Source organism: Actinomadura sp. 7K534 (genome assembly GCF_004348575.1).
In the GTDB taxonomy this organism is placed as follows: Bacteria; Actinomycetota; Actinomycetes; order Streptosporangiales; family Streptosporangiaceae; genus Spirillospora; species Spirillospora livida.
The window spans coordinates 1-21,200 of sequence record NZ_SMKB01000125.1 but is presented as its reverse complement, the minus strand read 5'-3'; the positions used below and the strand labels follow the sequence as shown (position 1 = coordinate 21,200).

Below are 21,200 nucleotides of genomic sequence, written 5' to 3'. Positions count from 1 at the left end.
CCCCTCCGGCGGCCCTGTTCACCGCCCTGTTCACCGCCCTGTTCACCGCCCTGTTCACCGCCCTGTTCACCGTCCCTCTCGCGGCCCGGCGCGGGTACGGCGCATGAGCACGCTGGACGCCGAGCTCACCGCCCGCCTGGGCGCGGCGGTGTCGAACCTCGTCCGCCTGTCGGGCGGCGCCAGCCGCGAGACCTGGTCGTTCGACGCGGACGGCCGCCCGCTGATCCTGCGCCGCGACCAGCCCGGCGCCATCGATCCCGGCGCGATGGCGCGGGAGGCCGCCCTGCTGGCCTCCGCCGCGGCGGCCGGCGTGCCCGTCCCGGAGCTGGTCGACCACGGCGACGACCTGGGCGGCCTGCCCTTCCTGATCATGGGTCGGCTGGCCGGCGAGACGATCCCCCGCCGCCTCCTGCGCGACGAGCGGCTCGCGCCGGTGCGCGGCCGCCTCGCCCGCGACCTCGGCGGCATCCTTGCCCGGCTGCACACGATGGAGCCCGTCCCCGGCCTGTCGGACGACGACCCGCTCGCCCTGCTCGTCATGCTCTACGAGGACTTCGACGAGCCGCGTCCCGCGGTCGAGCTCGCGCTGCGCTGGCTGCGCGACCACCGCCCGCCCGCGTCCGGCCGCCGGACGGTCGTGCACGGCGACTTCCGCAACGGCAACCTGATGATCGACACGACCGGGGTGACGGGCGTCCTCGACTGGGAGCTCACGCACCTCGGCGACCCGGCCGAGGACCTCGGCTGGCTCTGCGTGAAGGCGTGGCGCTTCGGCTCACCGCACGCGGCCGGCGGCTTCGGCTCCCGCGAGGACCTCCTCGCCGGCTACGCCGAGGCGGGCGGCACCCCGCCGACCCCCGAAGAACTCCGCTGGTGGGAGGTCTACGGCACGCTGCGCTGGGCGGTCCTGTGCCGCCACCAGGCCGAGCGCTTCCTGAGCGGCGCGGACACGTCCATCGAGTTCGCCGCCCTGGGACGGAGGGTCTGCGAGCAGGAACACGACCTCCTCCTGGCCCTCGGCCTGACCGAACCGGTGACCGTCCAGGACCCGCTGGAGACCGCCCAGGCCACCGCGACACCGCCCCATGACCGGCCTGACGCGTCCACCCTGATCGAGGCCGTGGGGGCGTTCCTCAAGGAGGCCGAGCAGCCCGACGACCGGCTCCGCTTCCACACACGCGTGGCCATGTCGGTGCTCCGGATAGCGCGCCGGGAGATCCTCCTGGCCGAAACCCACAAGGCCGCTCACCACGAGCGCCTAGGGAAACTCGGCTGCGAAACCGACGCCGACCTGGCGAAGGCCATCCGGGAGGGCACCCTGGACGATCGGCGGGACGAGGTGGTCGCCGCGGTGCGGGCCTCCGTCGTGGACAAGCTCACCGTGGCCAACCCCGGCCACCTCGCCCTCCCCGGCTGACGAACCGGAACTCCTTGCGGCGGGTCAAACGATCTGAGCACACCGTAAGGAGCGAAATGACCCGTCCCTTTCACGCCGTGGCCGTCCTCATGCTCGGCGCGACCCTCGCGCTGACCGGCTGCCAGGTCAACAGCCACACGTGCAGAGGCGGTGAATGCCACGTGACCACCACCGGGACCGGCAAGACCCAGAGCATCGACCAGTGGGACGTCAAGATCACCGAGATCTACGCCGACTCGGCCGTCTTCTCCGTCGACCGCTCGCCCGGCGTCCGGATCGCGGTAGGCCGTTCCGAACGGGTCCGCGACGCGCGGATCAGGGTCACCTCCATCGAGGGCGAGACGGTCAAGTACGACATCAAGTAGCGACGCCACATCCGTGGACGGCCAGGAGGTCGAGTCAGACCCGAGGCAACGACCCGGAAGATGATCCGGCGGCGGACGAAGAGGGGGGCGTCCGCCGCCGAACCATGTCCCGACCAGGCGATCCGCGGCGTGTGAGGGGTTTGTGAGTGGGGGGCGGCAGCCTCGGGGCATGGATTACGCGTTTCAGGCGGAGAGCCTGGTCAAACGGTTCGGGGCTACTACCGCCCTGGCCGGAGTGGAGCTCGCGGCGCGGCCGGGGACGGTGCTCGGCGTCCTCGGGCCCAACGGTGCCGGGAAGACTACGGCGGTGCGGATTCTGGCGACGCTGCTGCGGCCCGACGCGGGCCGGGCGGAGGTCTGCGGGCTGGACGTCGTGCGGGGCGCCGCCGAGGTGCGGGAGCGGATCGCCCTCACCGGGCAGTACGCGTCCGTGGACGAGGATCTCACCGGCATGGAGAACCTCGTCCTCATCGGGCGGCTCCTCGACATGCGCAAGGCCGGGGCGCGGGCCCGCGCCGCCGAGCTGCTGGAGCGGTTCGAGCTGGCGGAGGACGCCGGGCGGCGGGTGTCCACCTACTCCGGCGGGATGCGGCGCAGGCTCGACCTCGCCGCGAGCATGGTCGGGCGGCCCGCCGTGATCTTCCTGGACGAGCCGACGACCGGCCTCGACCCCGGCAGGCGGGAGGAGGCGTGGCGGCTGATCCGGTCGATGACCCGCGACGGCGGGACCGTCCTGCTGACCACCCAGTACCTGGAGGAGGCCGACGCGCTCGCCGACGAGATCACCGTCATCGACCGCGGGGCGGTCATCGCGTCCGGCACGCCCGCGGAGCTGAAGCGGGTCACCGGCGGGCAGACGATCGTCGTGCGGCCCCGCGATCCGGGGCGGCTCATCGAGGTCGCCGCGATCCTCAACGCGGTGTCGGGCCGCGCCGCCGAGACGCCGCGCAGGGACGTGGTGGGCGTGCCGGTCGGCGAGGACGGGGAGCGCGCGTTCGCCGAGACCGTGCACCGGCTGGAGGCCGCCGGGATAGGCGTCGCCGAACTGTCGCTCCGCCTGCCCAGCCTCGACGAGGTCTTCCTCACGCTCACCGGCCACCACGCGGAGAAGGAGGCGGCATGAGCGAGGCCCAGGGGCGCGACGCGGTCTTGACCGAGGAGCGCCGGGAGTGGGGCACGGTCGAGGGCAGGCGGCCGGAACGGGGTCATCGGCTGGCGCGGCACAGCCTGCTGCTGGCGGGGCGCAGCCTGACCAAGACCCGGCGGAACCCGGGGCTGCTCAGCGACGCGCTGTTCATGCCGATCCTCTTCCTGCTGCTGTTCGTCTACCTGTTCGGCGGCGCGGTCGCCGGGTCGACGCGGGAGTACCTGCAGTACGTCTTTCCCGGCGTCCTGGTGATGACGCTGCTGCTGGTGGGGATGCTGTCGACCGGCCTCAGCATCAACACGGACATCAAGAAGGGCGTGTTCGACCGGTTCCGGAGCCTGCCGATCGGGCGGTCCGCGCCGCTCACCGGCATCGTGCTGGGCGATCTGATCCGCTACGCCGTGGCGGCCTGCGTACTGTTCGCGACCGGCTACCTGATGGGGTTCCGGGTCGAGACGGATGCGGCGTCGGCGGTGGCGGCGGTCGCGCTGTCGACCGCGCTGGGCTTCGCGCTGGGCTGGGTCAACGTGCTGATCGGGGTGCTGATCAAGGAGGAGGTCATCGTCCAGACGGTGGCGTTCCTCGGGATCTTCCCGCTGGCGTTCGGGACGGACATGGTCGTCCCGGCCGAGACGCTGCCGGGCTGGTTGCGGGCGTGGGTCGAGGTCAATCCGGTCAGCTACGCCGTGGACGCCTCGCGCGGGCTCCTGGTCGGCGGGCCCGTCGCGGGTCCGGCGACGGCGACGCTGCTGTGGTCGGCGGGGTTCTTCGCGGTGTTCTGCCCGCTGGCCGTGTACGCCTACCGGCGCCGCGCCTGATCCCGCTCCTGTAGCTGATCCCCCCGTAGCTGGTCCCCCCGTAGCTGATCTCCCCGTAGCTGATCCCCCCGTAGCTGGTCGTCGAGCAGGGCGAGTGCTCCGGGGACGTCCAGCCGGCCGCCGCGGTCGCGGGCGGCGCGGTAGGCGCGCTCGCCGAGCGTCCGGCGCAGCGGCCGGGTCACCAGCACGACGTCCGGGTTGTGCGCGTCGGGCGCCCCCCGCAGCACGGCCGCCGCGCCGAGCAGTGCCGCCGCCGCCCGCGGGTCGGCGGCGGCGCGCAGCCGGGCGGCCGCGTAGCCGGCGACGGCGGCGATCGGGATGTCCGGTGCGCCGACGGCGAGGGTGAGGGCGGTGCGCAGGTGCCGCCGCGCCGCGTCCGGATCGTCGCGGTCGAGCGCCAGCTGGCCCCGCGCGGCCTCCAGCAGCGAGCGGTACTGCGGATAGGACGGGACGCGGTCGAGTTCGCGTTCGGCGGCGTCGTAGTGCTCCTGCGCCTCGGCCGCGGAACCGGCGTGGCGGGCGAGGTCGCCCAGGGCGAGCCGGACGGGCACCAGGTGGCGCGCCGGGGTCCCGGCGCCCGGGGCGACCATCGCGGCCAGCTCGTCCCGCGCCCGCGCCACGTCGCCCGACCGGGCGCGGGCGACGGCGAGCATGACCCGCTGCATGCCGGCGTCGTCCTGTCCCAGCGTGCGCAGGAGCCCGATGGCCTCCTCCAGCGTGGCGATGGCCTCGCCGAACCGTCCGGAGACGGTCTGCGTGTCGGCCGCGAAGGTGAGCGTGAGGGCGAGCCCGGCCCGCTCCCCGGCCTCGCGGAACCCGGCCTCCGCGGCGGCGATGTCCCCGTGGGCCGCGTCCATCTCGCCCCTGTTGCCGTTGTGCATCGCCCGCGTCAGGTACAGCATCGCCCGCGTCCACGGGTCGGGCTCGGGCAGTCGGCGGTCGATCGCGGCCAGGCCGCCCGCGTTGTCGCCGGTGAGCAGCGCGGCGGCGGGCTCGGCCAGCGCGGCCAGGGGGTGCGCGGCGCGCTCGGGAAGCCCGCCGATGAGCGGGTCGTCGCGGGCGTCGCCGCCCGACATCACGGTGTTGAACAGGTAGCCGCCGAGCGCGGCCGCCTCCGCGTCCCCGGGGACGGTCTCGCGGCCCGGCACGTGCAGCGCGGTCCGCAACCGCCGCGCCGCCTCGGCGTGGTCGCCCTGGATCATCCAGAACACCGCCAGCGCCGCGCCGAGGCGCACGGCGGTTCCGGCGTCGCCGCGCTCGGTGGCGAACTGGAGCGCGGCGAGGAGGTTGTCGCGCTCCGCCGCCAGCCGGGGGATCCATTCGAGCTGCTCGGGACGGCGCAGGTGCGGTTCGGCGCGTTCGGCCAGTTCCAGGAAGCACGCGGCGTGCGCGGCCCGGACCCGCCCGGTCTCCCCGGCCTCGGCGAGCCGCTCCCGCCCGTACTCCCGGATGGTCTCCAGCATGCGGAAGCGCGGCTCGGCGCCCTCGACGGCCTGGAGCAGCGACCGGTCGGCCAGCGAGTCGAGGACGTCCAGCGCGTCGGGACGGCCGGTGACGCGGGCGGCGGTGTCCGGGGTGATCGTGCCGGGGAACTCCGCGAGCCGCTCGGCGAACCGGCGTTCCGCGTCGTCCAGCAGGTTCCAGCTCCACGCGACGACCGCCCGCAGCGTCCGGTGCCGCGCGAGCGCCGTGCGGTTCCCGCCGTTCAGCAGGCGGAACCGGTCGCCGAGCCGGGCGGCGAGCTGGTCCAACGGCATCGAGCGCATTCTGGCCGCGGCGAGCTCGATCGCCAGCGGGAGGCCGTCCAGCCGCCGGCAGATCTCCGCGATGGTCGCGGGGTCGCCGGTGAACCCCGGCCGGACGGCCGCGGCGCGCTCGGCGAACAGCTCGGCCGCCGCCGCAACGTCGAGCGGCGGCACGGGGCACAGCGCCTCGCCGTCGACCCCGAGGCGCTCCCGGCTCGTCGCGAGGACCCGCAGGCTGGGGCAGGTGCCGAGCAGCTCGCCCGCCAGCCGGGCGGCGGCCTCCACCACGTGCTCGCAGTTGTCCAGGACGATCAGCGTCTCGTCGGCCGACAGCGCCTCGGCCAGGGTGGTGCCGTCCCGCAGGCCGAGCACGCCCGCGACCGCCCGGGGCACCTCCCCGGGGTCGTCGACCGGCGCCAGCTCCACGACCCACACCCCGCCCGGGAACCGCCCGGCCAGCTCCGTCGCGACCGTGGTGGCGAGCCGGGTCTTCCCGGCCCCGCCGGCGCCGACGAGGGTGACGAGCCGCCCTTCCCAGAGGCGCCGCGCGACCCACGCGCGCTCGTCCTCCCGGCCGACGAAACCGGTCGCCGCGACCCGCAGGTTCCCGCGCACCCGGTCCTGGGGGACGTCCCGCAGAACGGCCAGGTACGCGTCCTGCAACTCGCGTCCAGGGTCGGTCCCCAGCTCCTCGGACAGGACGCCCCGGTACTTCTCGAACACCGCGAGCGCCTCGGCGGACCGTCCCGCCCCGTGCAGCGCCTCGACCAGCAGGACGCGAAGCCGCTCACGCAGCGGGTGCCTTGATGCCAGTTCCTCCAGCTCCGCCACCAGCGGTCCGGGGGCGGCGCCTGTGGCCAGCTCGGCGGACATCCGGTCCTCCGTCGCCGACAGCCGCAGCGCCTCCAGCCGGACGGCCGCCGCGTCCGCGAACGGCACACCGGCCGCGTCCGCGAGAGCGTCCCCCCGCCAGAGGCTCAGGGCGTCCCGCAGCAGCGGCACCGCGAGCTTGGCGTCCCCGCCCCGCAGCGCTTCGCCGCCGTGCCTGGCCAGCCGCTCGAACTCCGCCGCATCCACCGACTCGGCATCGAGGACGTAGCCGCCGGGAACCGAACGCAGCGACCCCGCGGGCAGGCACCGCCGCAACCGCGAGACGAGCGCCTGCAACGCGTGCACCCGGTCCTTGGGTCCGCCGTCCGGCCAGAGCGACTCCACGAGGGCGTCGACGGTGACCGTCCGCCCCGCTTCCAGCGCCAGCCTGGTCAGCAGCGCCCGAAGCCGCGCTCCGCCGACCCGGATGTCCTCGCCCCGGTCCGTCACGACCAATGGCCCAAGGACTCCGACCCGCATTCATCCATAGTGCCGGAAAGGGCGGCGGGCCGGCGGACGCCTCAGAAGCCCGGACCGCCGACGGGCGTGACGTGGTCGAGTGCGGTGAGATCGTCGCCGTCCAGCGGTTCGCCGGCGCGGAGGCGCTCCGGCTGCTCGGCACGTGGGCCGCGACGCGGGACGCCGCCGGGCCGGCCGACCAGACCGGAGCCCCGCGCTTCGAGCCGGACGTCAAGGCCCGAGGGACGCGTTGAGGCGCGCGGCCTGGCGGGTCAGGTGGTCGCGTTCGGCGAGGGTGGGAGCCTTGTGGGCCGCCTCGGCGTACAGGCGCGCCGCCGTCACCGGGTCGCCGTCGCGTTCGTGGAGGTATGCCGCCACGGCGGTGTAGCGGGGCAGGGAGTCGTCCAGCTCCGCCAGGGCCTTCAGGCCGGCGCGCGGGCCGTCCGCCTCGCCCACGGCCACCGCGCGGTTGAGCCGGACGACCGGGCTGCCGGTCAGCCGCACCAGCTCGTCGTACCACTCGACGATCTGCACCCAGTCGGTCTCCTCGGCGGTGAGCGCGTCGGCGTGGAGGGCGGCGATGGCGGCCTGGGCCTGGAACTCGCCCAGCCGGTCGCGGGCCAGGGCGGCCTGGAGGATCTCGATGCCCTCGGCGATCATGCCGGTGTCCCAGCGGCTCCGGTCCTGGTCGGCGAGCGGCACGAGGCTGCCGCCGGGCGCGGTGCGGGCGGCGCGCCGGGCGTGGTGGAGCAGCATGAGCGCGAGCAGCCCCGCCACCTCGGGATGGTCGATCGCCGCGGCGAGCCGCCGGGTCAGCCGGATCGCCTCGGCGGCCAGGTCGACGTCCCCGGAGTAGCCCTCGTTGAACACCAGGTAGAGGACGCGCAGCACGGTGCCGACGTCGCCGGGCCGGTCGAACCGCACGCCGGACACGGTGCGCTTCGCCCGGCTGATGCGCTGCGCCATGGTCGCCTCGGGCACCAGGTACGCCCGCGCGATCTGCCGGGTGGTCAGCCCGCCGACGGCGCGCAGCGTGAGCGCGACCGCCGACGACGGCGTCAGCGACGGGTGCGCGCACAGGAAGTAGAGCTGGAGCGTGTCGTCAACGCCGGACGCGGGACCCGGCGGCGGCTCCTCCTCGACGGCGTCCTCCCGGCGGCGGCGCGCGGTCTCCGCCTTGGTCGCGTCGAGGAACTTGCGCCAGGCCGCGGTGATCAGCCAGCCCTTGGGGTCCCGCGGCGGGTCGTCCGGCCAGACCCGGATCGCCTCGACCAGGGCGTCCTGGACGGCGTCCTCGGCCGCCGCGAAGTCGGCTCCGCGGCGGACGAGGATCGCCAGGACGTGCGGTGTGAGGCTGCGCAGCAGAAGCTCGTCCACCTGGCAGGTCACTCCGTGATCGTGGGGGGCGCGGTGAAGATCGGGCGCAGCTCCAGCCACTCGTGGATCGGCTCGCCGCCCGCGCCGGGCGCCGCCGACAGCTCCGCGGCCAGCTCAAGCGCCCGCTCGTAGCTGTCCACGTCGATCACCATCCACCCGGCGATGAGGTCCTTGGTCTCGGCGAACGGCCCGTCGGTGACCGGCGGGCGGCCCTCGCCGCCGTACCGGACCCACGTCCCGTCGGGCCCGAGCGCCCGCTCGTCGACGAACTCGCCGGTCTCCTGCAGCCGGGTCGCGAAGTCCGCCATGTACTGGATGTGGGCCGTGATCTCCTCCGGCGTCCACTTCTCCATCGGCACGTCGTTGACCGCCGCCGGGGCGCCGCGGTAGTGCTTCAGCAGCAGGTACTTGGCCATCGTGATTCTCCTCGGTGTCGGAGCGACCCTCTCGGCCGCCTTCGCCACGGAGACGAAGCCGGCCGCGGGTTCTCGACATCGCCACCAGATTTTTTCGCAGCCGTCCGTCCATGATGCCCAGCCGCGGGGATCAGGAGCGTCGGCGTCCGCGGATCCACCTCCACGTGACCACGATCACCACCAGTCCCAGCGAGTTAAGCAGCGACTCGGCGAGGCCCCGCTGGGCGGGACGCCGAAGTCGTAGCCGAAGAAGAGAGCCGCGACACCAGTGCCCACGAAGACCGCACCGATGAGCAGGGCTCCGCAACCGTGGAAGTAGTGGTCGCGTGAAAAGCGCGTGCATGGAAGTGGTCCACACGGCATGCCCCTTCCGCTCCCGGCATTCTCCGGTGGGCATCGCGGGCCGCAAGGCGGCGGTTGACCTCAAGTTCGGTTCAGGAAATAGCGTCGCGGGCGTTGGTGGAGGAACTTTACGGAAGGTGCCGCGATGACACTTGGTCTTGGGCCCATAGGCGTGACCCTCGACGTGCGTGACGGGGGCGGGCATCTCGATGACGCCGTCATGCTGGAGAAGCTCGGGTACTCGGCCGTCTGGATCGCCGGGGGCCAGCTGTCGACGCTGGACCCGCTGCGGGACGTCGTCCGGGCGACCGGGACGATCCGGGTGGGCAGCGCGATCATTCCCGCGCGGGTGCACCCGGCCGAGGACGTGGTCGCGCTCCGCCGCGAGCTGGAGGCCACCGATCCTGGACGGCTGATCACCGGGCTCGGCGGGGTGCACGGTGAACGGCCGCTGCGCACCATGAACGAGTACCTCGACCGCCTGGACGCGGCCGACCCGCCGGTCCCGGCGGAGGCCCGGATCTTGTCGGCGCTGGGGCCGCGGATGCTGGAGCTGGCCCGCGACCGGGCGGCGGGGGCGCTGACGCTGCTGGTCAACCCGGAGTACACCGCGCACGCCCGGGAGATCCTGGGCTCCGAGGCGACCATGGCCGTGATGGAGTACGTCGTCCTGGAAAGCGATCCGCAACGGGCCAGGGACACGGTTCGCGGCCCCATCGGGTTCCTGACGCAGGTCGGCGGCTACCCGCAGAACCTGCGCCGGATGGGGTTCACCGAGGACGACATCGCCGGGCCCAGCGACCGCCTGCTCGACGACCTGGTCGCCTGGGGCGACATCGACGCCGTCGCCGCGCGGGTGAAGCGCCACCTGGACGCGGGCGCCGACCAGGTCGTCCTCTCCGTGCAGCCCACCGACCCGGACACCGTCCCCCACGCGGAGTGGCGCGCATTGGCCGACGCCCTCATCGGCTGAGGGTCAGACGTCCGGCATCAGGCTTCCTCGGGGTCGCGGCCCACGGCGTGGCGGCCGCCGTCCACGGGGAGGACGGCGCCGTTGACGAAGCTCGCCTCGGCGGAGAGCAGGTAGGCGACGGCGGCGGCCACCTCGTCCGGTCGTCCGACCCGGCCGACCGGGTGGAGCAGGCGCATCTCGTCCTCGATGCGCGCGGCCTCGGCCGGGGTCTGGCGGCCGAGGAAGGTCTCGTAGCGTTCCGTCGTGATCGAGCCGAGCGCCACGGCGTTGGTCCGGATGCCGTGCGGGCCGTGGTCGACGGCCAGGGCGCGGGTGAGGGCCTCGGTGGCCGCCTTCGCCGTCGCGTACGGCAGGGAGCCGCGCACCGGCCGCTGCGCCTGGTGGGACGACACGTTCACGATCGCGCCGCCCGTCCCCGCGTCCCGGAAGCGGCGCACGGCCGTCACGCAGCCGATCACCGCGGGATCGAGGTTCAGCGCGATCAGGTCGAGGAGTTCGGTCCCGGACGGGTCCGCCACGTCGCGGAAGACGGCGGCGTTGTTGACCCAGCCCGCGAGCGTCCCCGCCTCCTGCGCCAGGTCGGCGGCCCGCTCCGCGACGCTCTGGTCCGCGGCGCTGCCCACGACCGGAGTCACGTCGGCGTTGCCGCGCGTCCACTCGACCGCGGCCGGGTCCAGTTCGATGACGACGACCTTGCCGCCGTCGGCCAGCAGGCGTTCGACGATGGCCCGGCCGACGCCGCGTCCGCCACCGGTCACCACGTAGGACTCGCTCACTATCGCCCCTCTCTCGTGCGGTTCCCCCGATCTTCCGCGCCGCCGCGGCCCTGTGTCAGTCTGTCGGCGTGATCACGGTGCGGCGGGTGTGGCTGATCAGGCATGGGCAGAGCGAGTCGAACGCGGGGCTGCCGACCAACGGGCCGGGGGCGTCGCCGCTGACCGAGCGGGGGCGGCGGCAGGCCGCGCGGATGGCCGAGACGTTCACCGAACCGCCCGCGCTCATCGTCAGCTCCCCGTTCCTGCGCGCCCGGCAGACCGCGGAGCCGACCATGGAGCGGTTCCCCGAGGTGCCGCACGAGGAGTGGCCCGTCCAGGAGTTCACCTTCCTGGGACGGCTGCACGGCCCGCAGACCACCGGTGAGCAGCGGCGGCCCTTCGCCGACGACTACTGGCGGCGGCTCGACCCGGCCTACGTCCACGGCCACGACGGGGAGTCGTTCCAGGCGCTGATCACGCGCGCCCGCGCCTTCCTCGACCGCCTGGCCGAACGTCCGGCGGACGGGCCGGTGGCGGTGTTCACGCACGGCGTCTTCACGAAGGCGGTGGTGTGGTCGCTGCTGAGCGGGGTCACCGAGCCCGACGCCGCCGCGATGCGGGCCTTCCGCGACTTCCAGGGGCTTTACGACGTTCCGAACTGCTCGATCGTCGAGCTCTGGCGTCCCAGCGGGCCCTACGGGTGGCGGGTCGCCGCCGGGGCGACGATGCACCTCGCCGAGACGTTCAGCACGCCCGCGACCGCGTCCCACGCGCGCTTCGACTAGCGGGTCGGGATGCCGGGGTTAGACTTCTTCGTGCGGATGGTTCACCCGGGTCCAGCGAGGACGCGGGTGTCGTAAGAGGGAACCCGGTGCGAATCCGGGACTGCCCCGCAGCGGTGAGCGGGAACGACCGCCGTCATCACGCACTGGGCCCGCGCGGCCTGGGAAGCGACGGCCAGTAGGACGCCTCGGGAGAGGCGGTGCCCGCGAGTCCGAAGACCTGCCTCCGCCCGTGTACCGGCCGGTACACGGCGGTCGGCGGCCTCGCGGGAAGGTCTGCGGCACGGCATCGTGCGCACTCCCTTCTTGCGGGCCGCCCCTGTGGCACAGCGAGGGAAGCCGCCATGAGCACAGCCATGAAGACCACGATTCTCGGATACCCCCGGATCGGGGCGCGCCGGGAGTTGAAGTTCGCCACCGAGGACTACTGGGCGGGACGCGCCGGCGCCGACGCGCTCGCCAAGACCGGCGCCGACCTGCGCGCGGCGGGCTGGAACGAGCTGCGCGACGCGGGCCTGGACGCGATCCCGTCGAACACGTTCTCCTTCTACGACCAGGTCCTCGACACGAGCGTGCTGGTCGACGCGGTCCCCGACCGGTACCGGCAGCTGACCGGGCTCGACCGCTACTTCGCCATGGCGCGGGGCGTGCAGGACGTCCCGCCGCTCGAAATGACCAAGTGGTTCGACACGAACTACCACTACATCGTCCCCGAGCTGGGGCCGGACACCCGGTTCCGGTTGGCCGAGGGCGCCGCCGCGAAGCCGCTGGCCGAATACCGGGAGGCCAAGGCGCTCGGCATCGAGACGCGTCCGGTGCTCGTCGGGCCGCTCACGTACCTGCTGCTGGCGAAGCCCGCCCCGGACGCGCCGGAGGGCTTCCGGCCGCTCGACCTCCTCGACGGGCTCGTCGACGTGTACGCCGAGGTCCTGGAGCGCCTGGCGGGGTCGGGGGCGGCGTGGGTGCAGCTGGACGAGCCAGCCCTCGTCGCCGACCGCACCGAGGAGGAGATCGACGCCCTCGCCCGCGCCTACACGCGGCTCGGGCGGCTGACCAGCAGGCCCCGCCTGATGGTCGCGACGTACTTCGGGACGATCGGCGCCGCCGCGTTGCAGCGGCTGGCCCGCAGCCGCGTCGAGGCGGTCGGGCTGGACTTCGTCGCCGGTCCCGGCAACCTCGACGTCCTCGCCTCCGTCGGCGGCCTCCCGCGCAAGACGCTCGTCGCGGGCGTGGTGGACGGCCGCAACGTGTGGCGCGCCGATCAGCGGCGGGCCAGGGCGACGTGCGCCTCGCTGCTCGGGCTCGTCGATCAGCTGGTGGTCAGCACGTCCTGCTCGCTGCTGCACGTCCCGATCGACCTGGAGGCCGAGACCGCGCTGGACCCGGACGTCCGGGGACGGCTCGCGTTCGCCCGGCAGAAGGTCGCCGAGGTCATCGCGGTCGGACGGGCCCTCAGCGAGGACGTCCCGGCCGCGGCGGAGACACCGCAGCGCACTGCGGAGACCCCGGCGGCCGCGGGGATCGACCGGGGCGTCCGCGAGCGGCTGGACTCGATCGGCGACGCGCGGCGCGGCGACCGCGGCACCCGGTTCGCCGCCCAGCGGGACGCGCTCGGCCTGCCCGAACTCGCCACGACCACCATCGGCTCGTTCCCGCAGACCCCCGAGATCCGCCGGGTCCGCGCCGACCGCCGCGCCGGGCGCATCACCGCGGCGGAGTACGAGCGGGCGATGAAGGACGAGATCGCCCGCGTCATCGCGCTGCAGGAGGACCTCGGCCTCGACGTCCTCGTGCACGGCGAGCCGGAGCGCAACGACATGGTGCAGTACTTCGCCGAGCAGCTCGACGGGTACGCCGCGACCGAGCACGGGTGGGTGCAGTCGTACGGGACGCGCTGCGTCCGCCCGCCGATCCTGCACAGCGACGTCGCGCGGCCCCGGCCGATGACCGTGCGGTGGGCCACGTACGCGCAGTCGCTGACGAGCAGGCCGGTCAAGGGGATGCTGACCGGCCCGGTGACGATGCTCGCGTGGTCGTTCGTCCGCGACGACCAGCCGCTCGCCGAGACGGCCCGGCAGGTCGCGCTGGCGCTGCGGGACGAGATCGCCGACCTGGAGGCGGCCGGGATCCGGATTATCCAGGTCGACGAGCCCGCGCTGCGCGAGCTGCTGCCGCTGCGCGCCGCCGACCGGCCCGCGTACCTGGACTGGGCGGTCGGCGCGTTCCGGCTGGCCACGTCGGGCGTCGCCGACACCACCCAGATCCACACGCACATGTGCTACTCGGAGTTCGGCGAGATCATCGGCGCGATCGGCGCGCTGGACGCCGACGTCACCAGCGTGGAGGCGGCCCGCTCGCACATGGAGCTGGTCGGCGACCTGCGCGCCGCCGGGTACGCGAACGGCATCGGGCCCGGCGTGTGGGACATCCACTCGCCCCGCGTGCCCACCGCGGGCGAGATGGAGGAGAACCTGCGGCGCGCGCTGCGGGCCGTCGAGCCGGCGCGGCTGTGGGTCAACCCCGACTGCGGGCTGAAGACCCGCGGCTACCCGGAGACGGAGGCGTCGCTGCGGAACCTGGTGGCGGCGGCGCGGCGCGTCCGGGAGGACGTGACCGGCTGAGCAACCGGCTGAGCAACCGGCTGCCGTGACCGGCCGGCCGAGTGGTTCAGGGCCGGGTCGCCCCGAAAGGGGCCACGTGGCCTGACCGTCCCCCCCGTACGGTCAGGCCACGTGGACGTCGTCCATCGCCTCGCGGAGCCGGACGATCTGCTCGCCTACCTCGGTGATGTCGGCGACCGGGAGTTCGCCGGCCTCCCCGGTGCGGGCGCGCCAGTGGAACGTCCCGTCCTCGCACCGCACCCACAGGTCGTCGCAGGACAGGACGGAGACACCCGGCTCGTGCCTGGTCGAGAAGCGGTCGATGCCGCGCTGGACGAGCAGCGAACGCAGGACCTGCACGGCCTGCGCCTCGCCCCGCGGCGTGCGGACATGGCGGCGGGTGCGCGCCATGCGGGTGCGCGGGATCGGCAGGGCGAACCAGGTGGCCTTGCCGCGCAGGGCCGGGGAGCCGAGCCGGGACCGGGACGGGTGGTGCCCCCACCGGCCCTCGGCGAGGATGTCGATGATCTCCAGGCCGCGGCCGCGCTCGCGCATCCGGCAGGTGCCGCCCGGGTGCCCGCGCCATTCCCTGAGCGTGTCGAACGCCTTGACGACCAGCTCGTCGTGGCCGCGCCCGTCGCCCCTCTGGTAGACCCAGAGTTCGGCGTTGGAAGGCCCGCTCACGGGGATGGCGTGGTCCAGGACGTTGGTGGCGAGTTCGCTGACCATCAGGGAGACGTCATCGACGTCGTCGACCGACAGCCCGAGTGCTGGGAGCAGACCCGTGACGTGTGCGCGCGCCACGGCCGCGATGGTCTCGTCCCCTGGCAGGGGTAGTGCCGCGCAGCCGCCGGTCTCGAGTCTCCAGGGAATTCCGCGAACCGTCGCGGTCTCCGTCATGACGCCACCCTCAGTGTTCACGGAGTCCTGCCGCCGCCTATTCGCATTTCCGACAATCGCGACATGAATCCTCATGGTTCGCGAGTCGCTATGTGTGATTCACAGATCCAAGCTTCGCACATTCCCGGCCGGGAGACCCGGCACACGACGAAGGTGGTACGAGCACGATTGAGACGTTCACTAATGCACCTGAAGCCATACAAAACGAGTTCTCCATCGGGTACAGCGAGCGCGTACCGGCGGAGCGGGGACCGGCCGGCGCCGGCGCTGTAGCGTTGAGGACGCCTGAGAGAGGGCCGCACACGTGAAAGGTCCCCCAGGGGTGCAGCCCTGGGGGACCCGGTGTGCGGCCCGATCAGTGCCCAATCCTTCGGGCCTGATCCTTAAGCCCGATCAGCGGTCGTAGCGGCCCGCTCGCACGTCGTCGAGGAACGCGGCGAACACGGGCCGGGCCACGACGTGCGCCCCAGCCTCGGGCGTCCTGCTGTCGCGCAGCCCGGTGGCCGTCTCGAGGTCGGCGACCTCGACGCAGCCTCCGTTGCTGCTCGCACTGGCGGCGGCCTTGAACCACCGTGCCTGAGAGAGGTCCATACGCTCCTACTCCAGCGTCTACTCCAGCATCGCGATCATTTTCTCCAGGTGCTCCGCAGTGTCGGCGGGACTCAGCGCCGCCGCGCGGATCTGCTCGAAGATGCGGTCATAGGCCTCCACTTTTCCGGGGGTGTCGATCTCCTGGATGTCGGCGTCGTTCTCGAGGAAGACCATGGGCGGCTCGTCGCCGGGGAAGCGGAAGATGTTGACCAGGGTCGCCATGCCGGGGTGCAGGCCGTCCGACAGGCGCAGGAGCCGCAGGTCGACGTTGGTGCGCGCGCCCATGCCGAGCAGGTGGCGGAGTTGGGCGCGGCGGTCCCCGGCGTCGCCCCACTCGTACATCAGCGACGCCTCGGTGAGCACGGCGATGAGCATCGGCGCGGTGCCGTCGTCGCGCTCCAGGATCTGCTGCCTGCGCAGCCGCGCCCGCAGCGCCCGCTCGCGCCACTCCGGCGGCTTCGACCCGGACGCGAGCAGCGCCTGCATGTACGGGAGGGTCTGCAGCAGCCCCGGCAGGACCAGCGGCATGATCACCCGGATCTCCCGCGCGTCGCCCTCGTAGCCGGGGAACTCGTTCTCGAACACGTCGGAGTACTCGCGCCACCAGGCCCGCCGCCGCGCGCGCCCGGCCAGTTCCTCCAGCTCGGGGAGGTCGCTTCCCTGGTAGATGCGCGCCAGGTCGCGGATGTCGCTCAGCTCGGGCCGCACCCAGTTGTTGGCCTCGAACCGCCCGACCTTGCCCCGGCCCCAGTTCAGCCGGTCGCACACCTGGTTGGCGGTGTAGCCCGCCTCGACGCGCAGCTCCCGCAGGCGGCGCGCGAGGCCCCGCTTCGCGATCGTGGCTCCGTAAGCCTCGCTCATCGGAACCACCTCCCCTGACATGCGCTCCCCTGACATGCGCTCCGCTGAGACTCGCTCCCTTGACACGCGGCCGACATCATCATACGCCTTCCGAATTTGTGAATCACAGATTTCGGTCAGGACGCGGCGCGGCCCCGGCGTGGTCGAACTCGCCGTTCTTCACGCCGTCCAGGAAGCAGGCCCACTCGTGCTCGTCGAAAACCGAGATGAGCTCCCCTGAAGTGCGCAGAAGTATCCATTCATTGACAAAAGCGACTTCGATCGAGCCCTCGTCCGTTCCCGAGCGCTTCCAGTCCAGCGCGGCCGGGTCGACGCCCAGCTCAGCCGCGGTCGGCTTCCTCATCGCGCCCCTCTCCCCCGAGCGTCGAACCGTGCTCCTCCCACCGTGCTCCTCCCACCGTGCTCCTCCCAACCGTGCCCTGCTCACCCGTGCCCTGCTCGTCCGTGCTCCGCTCACCCTGTCTTCTTCGCCACAGCGCAGTAGCCCCAGCGGGAGCCATCACTGTCGGCCTCTTCCGGGTCCTCGGCCCCCCACAGGCCGACGTAGGTGAGGCTCGCGGCGGCCCCCTCGTACGGCGGGACGATCTCCAGGCCGGTGAAGAAGCGCTCGATCTCCCGGAGACTCCGCGGCCTCGCACCGGCCGTGGACCGCGAGTACACCTCCCGGACCGTACCGACCGCCTTGTCCATCTGCCGGTCGCTGGTGATCGAGGACAGCGCGAGGTAGCTGCCGGGCGCCAGCCGGTCCATGTACTGCCGGATGAGGCCCCAGGGGTCGTCCTCGTCCGGCACGAAGTGGGTCAGCGCGACGGCCAGCAGCGCCACCGGCTCCGTGAAGTCGATCGTCGCCCGGGTCACCTCGTGCCCGAGCAGGCCGTCCGGGTCCCGGAAGTCCGCCGTGATGAACGCCGTCCCGGACGAGTTCGCCAGCAGCCGGTTCGCGTGCGCCGTGACCAGCGGGTCGTTGTCGGCGTACAGGACCCGTGCGTCGGGCGCGACGGCCTGCGCCGCGTCATGGGTGTTGTTCATCGTCGGCAGCCCGGCGCCGATGTCGATGAACTGCCGCACGCCCTGGAGGGCCAGCCACCGGACGGCGCGCTGCAGGAATCCGCGGTTCGCCCACGCCGCGTCCTCGAGTTCCGGCATCTGCTTGCGGACCGCTTCCACGGCCTGCCGGTCGACCTCGTAGTTGTCGGTGCCGCCGAGGATGTAGTCGTACATCCGGGCCGGGCTGGGAACCGTGATGTCCACTCCGGGTGGGGCCTGCTCGGTCTCGCTCACCTTTTGCCTCCGTCGCCGCAACTTGTGATGCACGAATTATGAAACATGTCCCCCTGGCCCGCGATGGTTCCGCGGGGACGAACATCGGCGGGCATCACCCCTCCTCACGCGGGCATGACCCGGCAATCGAAGCACTCGGGGGAGGAACGATTATGAAAACCGCGCCACATCTCGCGCTCGGGCAACTGACGATGCAGTTCATCGGCAACGCGACGGCGCTGCTGCGCTGCGGGCCGTTCACGCTGCTCACCGACCCGAATTTCCTGCATCGCGGGCAGCGCGCATACCTCGGAAACGGGCTGACCACGCGTCGTCTCACCGACCCCGCGCTGCGCATCGAGGAACTCCCGCGGTTGGACGCGGTCGTCCTCTCCCACCTGCACGGCGACCACTGGGACCGGGTCGCCCGCGCCAAGCTCGACCGGGGCCTGCCGATCGTCACCACCCCGCACGCGGCCCGGCGCCTCCAGGGATTGCACCGGTTCCGCCACGCGGTCGGCCTGCGCACGTGGGAGTCGCACACCCTCGTGAAGGACGGGGCGCAGCTGCGCATCACGTCCATGCCCGGCCGGCACGCGCCCGGCCCCGCGCGGCTGCTCCTCCCGCAGGTGATGGGCAGCCTGCTGGAGTTCGGCCCGGCCGGGGGTGATGCCCAGACCGGCGTCCAGTTCCGGCTCTACATCACCGGCGACACCCTGATGTTCGACGGAATCCAGCAGATCAGCCGCAGAAATCCCGCCATCGACCTGGCCATCCTCCATATGGGCGGCACAAAGCTGCCCGGCGGGCTCATCGTCACCATGGACGCGGCACAAGGCGCCGACCTTCTGGAGACGATCCGTCCCGCGAATGCCGTCCCGGTGCACTACGACGACTACACCGTGTTCACTTCGTCACTGGACGACTTCCGCCGGGAACTCGACCGGCGCGGCCTGGCGGGAGAAGTCACCTTTGTCGAGCGCGGCCGGACCCACACTTTCACCCACGCCCTATAGCACCTCCCTATACCCCCCCTATACCCCCTACGCTGGCACTTTCTCGGGAGATGTCGCCGGGGCGTCCCACTCGATGGTGTAGCGCTGCTCCGGGCCGAGGGTCTTCTCCGGGTTGAGGAACGTCTTCATCATCAGCGGCATCATCAGCTTCATCATCTTCTTGGCGACGGGCCCCATCGTCTTGCTGTTGTTGGTCTTGTTGCCCCGGTCGATGACCTTCTCGACCCGCGTGCGGCGCAGCCGCTCGTAGGCGGCGAAGGCGCTCCGCGGGTCGGGGAGGTCGCGCAGGCAGCGGGCGAGCTGCACCGCGCTCTCTATGGCCTGCGAGGCGCCCTGCCCGGAGCTGGACGAAGGCGCGTGCGCGGAGTCGCCGACGAGCACCATCCGCCCGCGGTGCCAGGCCGGCACCTTGGGCATGTTCTCCAGCGAGCCGAGGACGGTCAGGGCGTCGGCGTCGGTGTGCGCGAGGATCTCCCGGCAGGGCGTGTCGCCGGCGTACAGGTCGCGCAACCGCGCGAGCCAGTCGGCCTTGGAGGTCGCGCGCGCCTCCGCCGACGACAGCGGCCGGTCGTGGGGCAGGTTCGCGAACCAGGCGGTGCGGTCGTCGGGCTGCACCCAGTAGCCGAAGAAGCCGCGCGCGCCGAACACGAAGTACGCGGACTCGCGGTCGGCCGGGACCGCGATGTCCGCCGCCGCCCCGAAGTTGAGCAGCCGCGTCGTCTCCGGTTCGGGCGCGGCCGGGTCGATCAGCGTGCGGACGGTGGAGCGGATGCCGTCGGCGCCCACGAGCACGTCCGCGGTCGCGCTGGTGCCGTCCGCGAAGCGGGCGGTGACGCCCTCCGGGGACTCCTCGGCGCCGACGAGCCGCTTGCCGTACTCGACGCGGACGCCCTGGGCCTCCGCCGTCTCGTGCAGGACGCGGCACAGCTCGTCCCGCCACAGCCCGCGGCTCGGCGGCAGCCCCGGCAGGCCCGGGAGGTCGCCGAGCCGCCCGCCGCGCCCGTCGCACAGCTCCGCGCGGGTGAGCGGCTGGCCGATGCCGAGCACGGCGTCCTCCGCGCCGATGACGCGCAGTGCGGCGAGCCCGTTCGGCGCGACGGTGAGCGTGACGCCCACGCCGTCGGCCGCGCTCGGATACGCCTCGTACACGGTCGCCTCGACGCCGGCCTTCCGGAGCGCCATGGCGGTGACCGGGCCGGCGATCCCGCCGCCGATGACCAGTGCCGTCCTCGCTGCAGTCATGATCGGCCCCCAAACTGTTCGTGCCACTTGCGGACGTGGTCCGGGTCCCGCATCGCCTCGATCAGCTCGGCGACGAACCCGGCTTCGGCTTCCAGCAGGGCGGCCCGGTAGCGCTCCTCGACCAGGAACACCCACTCGACGCCCTGGGCGATGGCGGTGTCGGCCCGCCCGCGGATCTCGGTGATCTCGGCGGTCAGCGCGGCGTTCCGCTCGGTGAGCAGCCGGACGGTCTCGTCCGGCGGCAGCACTGCCAGCAGCGACAGCGCGACGCCGAAGTGCGGGTACTCGTGCCGCGGCCGCGCGACCAGTTCGCTCAGCCAGTCGCGCATCTCCGCCCGCCCCTCAGGGGTGAGCGCGTAGACGGTGCGCTCGGGGCGCTGGGTGTCGCGGACGGTCGCCTGCTCGGCGATGAACCCGGCCTTGGCCAGCTGCTTCACCACCATGTAGAGCGAGCCGCGGTTGTACTTGATGTTGCGGTCCTGCTCGCTCTCCTCCAGCCGCCGCGCCAGCTCGTAGGGGTGCATCGGCCCGAGCATCAGCCAGGCGAGCACCGCCAGCGCCAACGGGTTGCCCACCTTGCGCCGCTTCTCCACCGAGTCCACCGAATCCACCGCACCTCTCATAGCCAAGCTCAACTATCCATGCCCAAATAGTCAGTGTCAACTATATGGGGGCAGGGATGCTCCAAGACGAGACCTTTCGATCACCTTTCCTCGCCGAACTTCTCTCGCTGGCGTCGTTCCTGCTGAACCCCGCGACGTCGCCGCCGTTGCACGGCCGGTGACCGGCCATGGCCGGACGGCTGCCCCCGATCCGGGATGCGCAATAGCATGGGGTGATCCCGGTGCAGCGGGTGGCTGCCTTGAGTAGAGGTGAGTGGATGTACCCGTACCCTCAGAGCGGCACCGAGCCCGTCCTGCTGCAGATCGGTGACATGTCCCTGACGAGCACGCACGTGATCCTGCCCCACGGGCAGTACCCGCTGCACGGCGCCCAGTGGACCGTGCACGACTCGACGCAGATCACCGAGAGCATCTCCACGGCGGGCATCATCCTCACCGTCATCTTCGTCTGGTTCTGCCTGCTGGGCCTGCTGTTCCTGCTGATGAAGGAGACCCGCTACCTCGGGTTCGTCTCCATCTCCGTGACCGGCCCCGGCTTCCACCACACCGCCCAGTTCCCGCCCGGCCCGCAGTCGAGCGCCTGGGCCGCCCAGGCGCTCGCCCAGGCCCGCGCCATAACGGCCGCAGCCCCTCCCTACGCC

The 21,200-nt window shown here is 72.7% G+C and carries 21 protein-coding genes and 1 riboswitch; of the genes, 10 read left to right on the top strand and 11 right to left on the bottom strand.

The annotated features are described in order from the left end of the window. Window positions 1-103: 103 nt before the first annotated feature. The 4 genes from E1266_RS22885 to E1266_RS22870 all read left to right on the top strand — a co-directional run bounded on the left by E1266_RS22885 (window position 104) and on the right by E1266_RS22870 (window position 3,747). Entirely contained in the window at window positions 104-1,417 is a 1,314-nt protein-coding gene (locus tag E1266_RS22885) for a phosphotransferase family protein (protein WP_132050190.1), read from the top strand. Window positions 1,418-1,473: 56 nt separating this feature from the next. After that, a complete protein-coding gene (locus E1266_RS22880; RefSeq protein ID WP_132050188.1) occupies window positions 1,474-1,782 on the top strand; it encodes a hypothetical protein in 309 nt (102 codons plus the stop codon). A gap of 169 nt (window positions 1,783-1,951) precedes the next feature. Then, window positions 1,952-2,905, top strand: coding sequence for an ATP-binding cassette domain-containing protein (locus tag E1266_RS22875; protein WP_132050186.1), 954 nt, complete (start codon window positions 1,952-1,954; stop codon window positions 2,903-2,905). Continuing rightward, window positions 2,902-3,747: an ABC transporter permease gene (locus E1266_RS22870; RefSeq protein WP_132050184.1), complete on the top strand. Its 846-nt coding sequence runs from the start codon at window positions 2,902-2,904 to the stop codon at window positions 3,745-3,747. The genes E1266_RS22875 and E1266_RS22870 overlap by 4 nt, the downstream gene beginning before the upstream one ends. Here E1266_RS22870 and E1266_RS39905 read toward each other — a convergent pair. Further along, window positions 3,729-6,842 carry a BTAD domain-containing putative transcriptional regulator gene (locus E1266_RS39905; RefSeq protein ID WP_132050182.1) on the bottom strand — a complete coding sequence of 1,038 codons (3,114 nt, stop codon included), beginning with the start codon at window positions 6,840-6,842 and terminating at the stop codon, window positions 3,729-3,731. The two genes, E1266_RS22870 and E1266_RS39905, sit on opposite strands and share 19 nt — an antisense overlap. 71 nt (window positions 6,843-6,913) lie before the next feature. Here E1266_RS39905 and E1266_RS38150 point away from each other — a divergent pair, with 71 nt between their 5' ends. After that, entirely contained in the window at window positions 6,914-7,075 is a 162-nt protein-coding gene (locus E1266_RS38150; RefSeq protein ID WP_165966174.1) for a hypothetical protein, read from the top strand. Here E1266_RS38150 and E1266_RS22860 read toward each other — a convergent pair. Together E1266_RS22860 and E1266_RS22855 are read right to left on the bottom strand one after the other, a co-directional pair. Then, window positions 7,053-8,198 (bottom strand): DUF6596 domain-containing protein, encoded by a 1,146-nt coding sequence (locus E1266_RS22860; protein WP_132050200.1) that lies wholly within the window; start codon window positions 8,196-8,198, stop codon window positions 7,053-7,055. The two genes, E1266_RS38150 and E1266_RS22860, sit on opposite strands and share 23 nt — an antisense overlap. Window positions 8,199-8,206: 8 nt before the next feature. After that, window positions 8,207-8,614: a YciI family protein gene (locus E1266_RS22855; RefSeq protein WP_132050180.1), complete on the bottom strand. Its 408-nt coding sequence runs from the start codon at window positions 8,612-8,614 to the stop codon at window positions 8,207-8,209. A gap of 487 nt (window positions 8,615-9,101) precedes the next feature. Between E1266_RS22855 and E1266_RS22850 the strand changes: the two genes are divergently transcribed. Continuing rightward, window positions 9,102-9,929 carry a TIGR03620 family F420-dependent LLM class oxidoreductase gene (locus tag E1266_RS22850; protein WP_132050178.1) on the top strand — a complete coding sequence of 276 codons (828 nt, stop codon included), beginning with the start codon at window positions 9,102-9,104 and terminating at the stop codon, window positions 9,927-9,929. A 17-nt stretch (window positions 9,930-9,946) separates the two neighbouring features. On the opposite strand, the gene E1266_RS22845 is transcribed toward E1266_RS22850, so the two are convergent. Further along, window positions 9,947-10,705, bottom strand: coding sequence for an SDR family oxidoreductase (locus E1266_RS22845; protein ID WP_243718727.1), 759 nt, complete (start codon window positions 10,703-10,705; stop codon window positions 9,947-9,949). A 68-nt stretch (window positions 10,706-10,773) separates the two neighbouring features. Between E1266_RS22845 and E1266_RS22840 the strand changes: the two genes are divergently transcribed. Both E1266_RS22840 and metE read left to right on the top strand, forming a co-directional pair. After that, window positions 10,774-11,469 (top strand): histidine phosphatase family protein, encoded by a 696-nt coding sequence (locus E1266_RS22840; protein ID WP_207945858.1) that lies wholly within the window; start codon window positions 10,774-10,776, stop codon window positions 11,467-11,469. Window positions 11,470-11,489: 20 nt separating this feature from the next. Further along, window positions 11,490-11,709, top strand: a riboswitch (cobalamin riboswitch). Window positions 11,710-11,822: 113 nt separating this feature from the next. After that, entirely contained in the window at window positions 11,823-14,087 is a 2,265-nt protein-coding gene (gene metE, locus E1266_RS22835) for a 5-methyltetrahydropteroyltriglutamate--homocysteine S-methyltransferase (RefSeq protein WP_132050196.1), read from the top strand. Window positions 14,088-14,189: 102 nt separating this feature from the next. Here metE and E1266_RS22830 read toward each other — a convergent pair whose 3' ends face one another. From E1266_RS22830 to E1266_RS22810, 5 genes are all read right to left on the bottom strand, one after another. Continuing rightward, window positions 14,190-14,870 carry a hypothetical protein gene (locus E1266_RS22830; RefSeq protein ID WP_165966173.1) on the bottom strand — a complete coding sequence of 227 codons (681 nt, stop codon included), beginning with the start codon at window positions 14,868-14,870 and terminating at the stop codon, window positions 14,190-14,192. A 489-nt stretch (window positions 14,871-15,359) separates the two neighbouring features. After that, a complete protein-coding gene (locus tag E1266_RS22825) occupies window positions 15,360-15,557 on the bottom strand; it encodes a DUF397 domain-containing protein (protein WP_132050172.1) in 198 nt (65 codons plus the stop codon). Between the two features lie 18 nt (window positions 15,558-15,575). Beyond that, the gene (locus E1266_RS22820; RefSeq protein ID WP_165966172.1) at window positions 15,576-16,418 is read right to left on the bottom strand and encodes a helix-turn-helix transcriptional regulator; all 843 of its coding nucleotides are present in this window, start codon (window positions 16,416-16,418) and stop codon (window positions 15,576-15,578) included. Between the two features lie 103 nt (window positions 16,419-16,521). Beyond that, complete coding sequence (locus E1266_RS22815; protein ID WP_132050168.1) at window positions 16,522-16,761, bottom strand: DUF397 domain-containing protein; 240 nt, start codon at window positions 16,759-16,761, stop codon at window positions 16,522-16,524. A 110-nt stretch (window positions 16,762-16,871) separates the two neighbouring features. After that, complete coding sequence (locus E1266_RS22810; protein WP_132050166.1) at window positions 16,872-17,699, bottom strand: SAM-dependent methyltransferase; 828 nt, start codon at window positions 17,697-17,699, stop codon at window positions 16,872-16,874. Window positions 17,700-17,851: 152 nt separating this feature from the next. On the opposite strand from E1266_RS22810, the gene E1266_RS22805 reads away from it, so the two are divergent. Then, window positions 17,852-18,694: an MBL fold metallo-hydrolase gene (locus tag E1266_RS22805; protein WP_132050164.1), complete on the top strand. Its 843-nt coding sequence runs from the start codon at window positions 17,852-17,854 to the stop codon at window positions 18,692-18,694. A 27-nt stretch (window positions 18,695-18,721) separates the two neighbouring features. Here the strand turns inward: E1266_RS22805 and E1266_RS22800 are convergent, their stop codons facing one another. Both E1266_RS22800 and E1266_RS22795 read right to left on the bottom strand, forming a co-directional pair. After that, a complete protein-coding gene (locus tag E1266_RS22800; protein ID WP_132050162.1) occupies window positions 18,722-19,936 on the bottom strand; it encodes an FAD-dependent monooxygenase in 1,215 nt (404 codons plus the stop codon). Further along, complete coding sequence (locus tag E1266_RS22795; RefSeq protein ID WP_243718725.1) at window positions 19,933-20,547, bottom strand: PadR family transcriptional regulator; 615 nt, start codon at window positions 20,545-20,547, stop codon at window positions 19,933-19,935. Before E1266_RS22795 ends, E1266_RS22800 begins: the two co-directional genes overlap by 4 nt. Window positions 20,548-20,816: 269 nt before the next feature. On the opposite strand from E1266_RS22795, the gene E1266_RS22790 reads away from it, so the two are divergent. Then, a partial coding sequence (locus tag E1266_RS22790) for a hypothetical protein (RefSeq protein WP_207945857.1) occupies window positions 20,817-21,200 on the top strand: 384 nt, incomplete at its 3' end.

Excerpts from the sequence above, each read along its gene's own strand:
- E1266_RS22885 (WP_132050190.1), top strand. The coding sequence starts at position 104 with ATGAGCACGCTGGACGCCGAGCTCACCGCCCGCCTGGGCGCGGCGGTG.
- E1266_RS22880 (WP_132050188.1), top strand. The coding sequence starts at position 1,474 with ATGACCCGTCCCTTTCACGCCGTGGCCGTCCTCATGCTCGGCGCGACC.
- E1266_RS22875 (WP_132050186.1), top strand. The coding sequence starts at position 1,952 with ATGGATTACGCGTTTCAGGCGGAGAGCCTGGTCAAACGGTTCGGGGCT.
- E1266_RS22870 (WP_132050184.1), top strand. The coding sequence starts at position 2,902 with ATGAGCGAGGCCCAGGGGCGCGACGCGGTCTTGACCGAGGAGCGCCGG.
- E1266_RS39905 (WP_132050182.1), bottom strand. The coding sequence starts at position 6,842 with ATGCGGGTCGGAGTCCTTGGGCCATTGGTCGTGACGGACCGGGGCGAG.
- E1266_RS22855 (WP_132050180.1), bottom strand. The coding sequence starts at position 8,614 with ATGGCCAAGTACCTGCTGCTGAAGCACTACCGCGGCGCCCCGGCGGCG.
- E1266_RS22850 (WP_132050178.1), top strand. The coding sequence starts at position 9,102 with ATGACACTTGGTCTTGGGCCCATAGGCGTGACCCTCGACGTGCGTGAC.
- metE (WP_132050196.1), top strand. The coding sequence starts at position 11,823 with ATGAAGACCACGATTCTCGGATACCCCCGGATCGGGGCGCGCCGGGAG.
- E1266_RS22825 (WP_132050172.1), bottom strand. The coding sequence starts at position 15,557 with ATGGACCTCTCTCAGGCACGGTGGTTCAAGGCCGCCGCCAGTGCGAGC.
- E1266_RS22820 (WP_165966172.1), bottom strand. The coding sequence starts at position 16,418 with ATGAGCGAGGCTTACGGAGCCACGATCGCGAAGCGGGGCCTCGCGCGC.
- E1266_RS22815 (WP_132050168.1), bottom strand. The coding sequence starts at position 16,761 with ATGAGGAAGCCGACCGCGGCTGAGCTGGGCGTCGACCCGGCCGCGCTG.
- E1266_RS22805 (WP_132050164.1), top strand. The coding sequence starts at position 17,852 with ATGAAAACCGCGCCACATCTCGCGCTCGGGCAACTGACGATGCAGTTC.
- E1266_RS22800 (WP_132050162.1), bottom strand. The coding sequence starts at position 19,936 with ATGACTGCAGCGAGGACGGCACTGGTCATCGGCGGCGGGATCGCCGGC.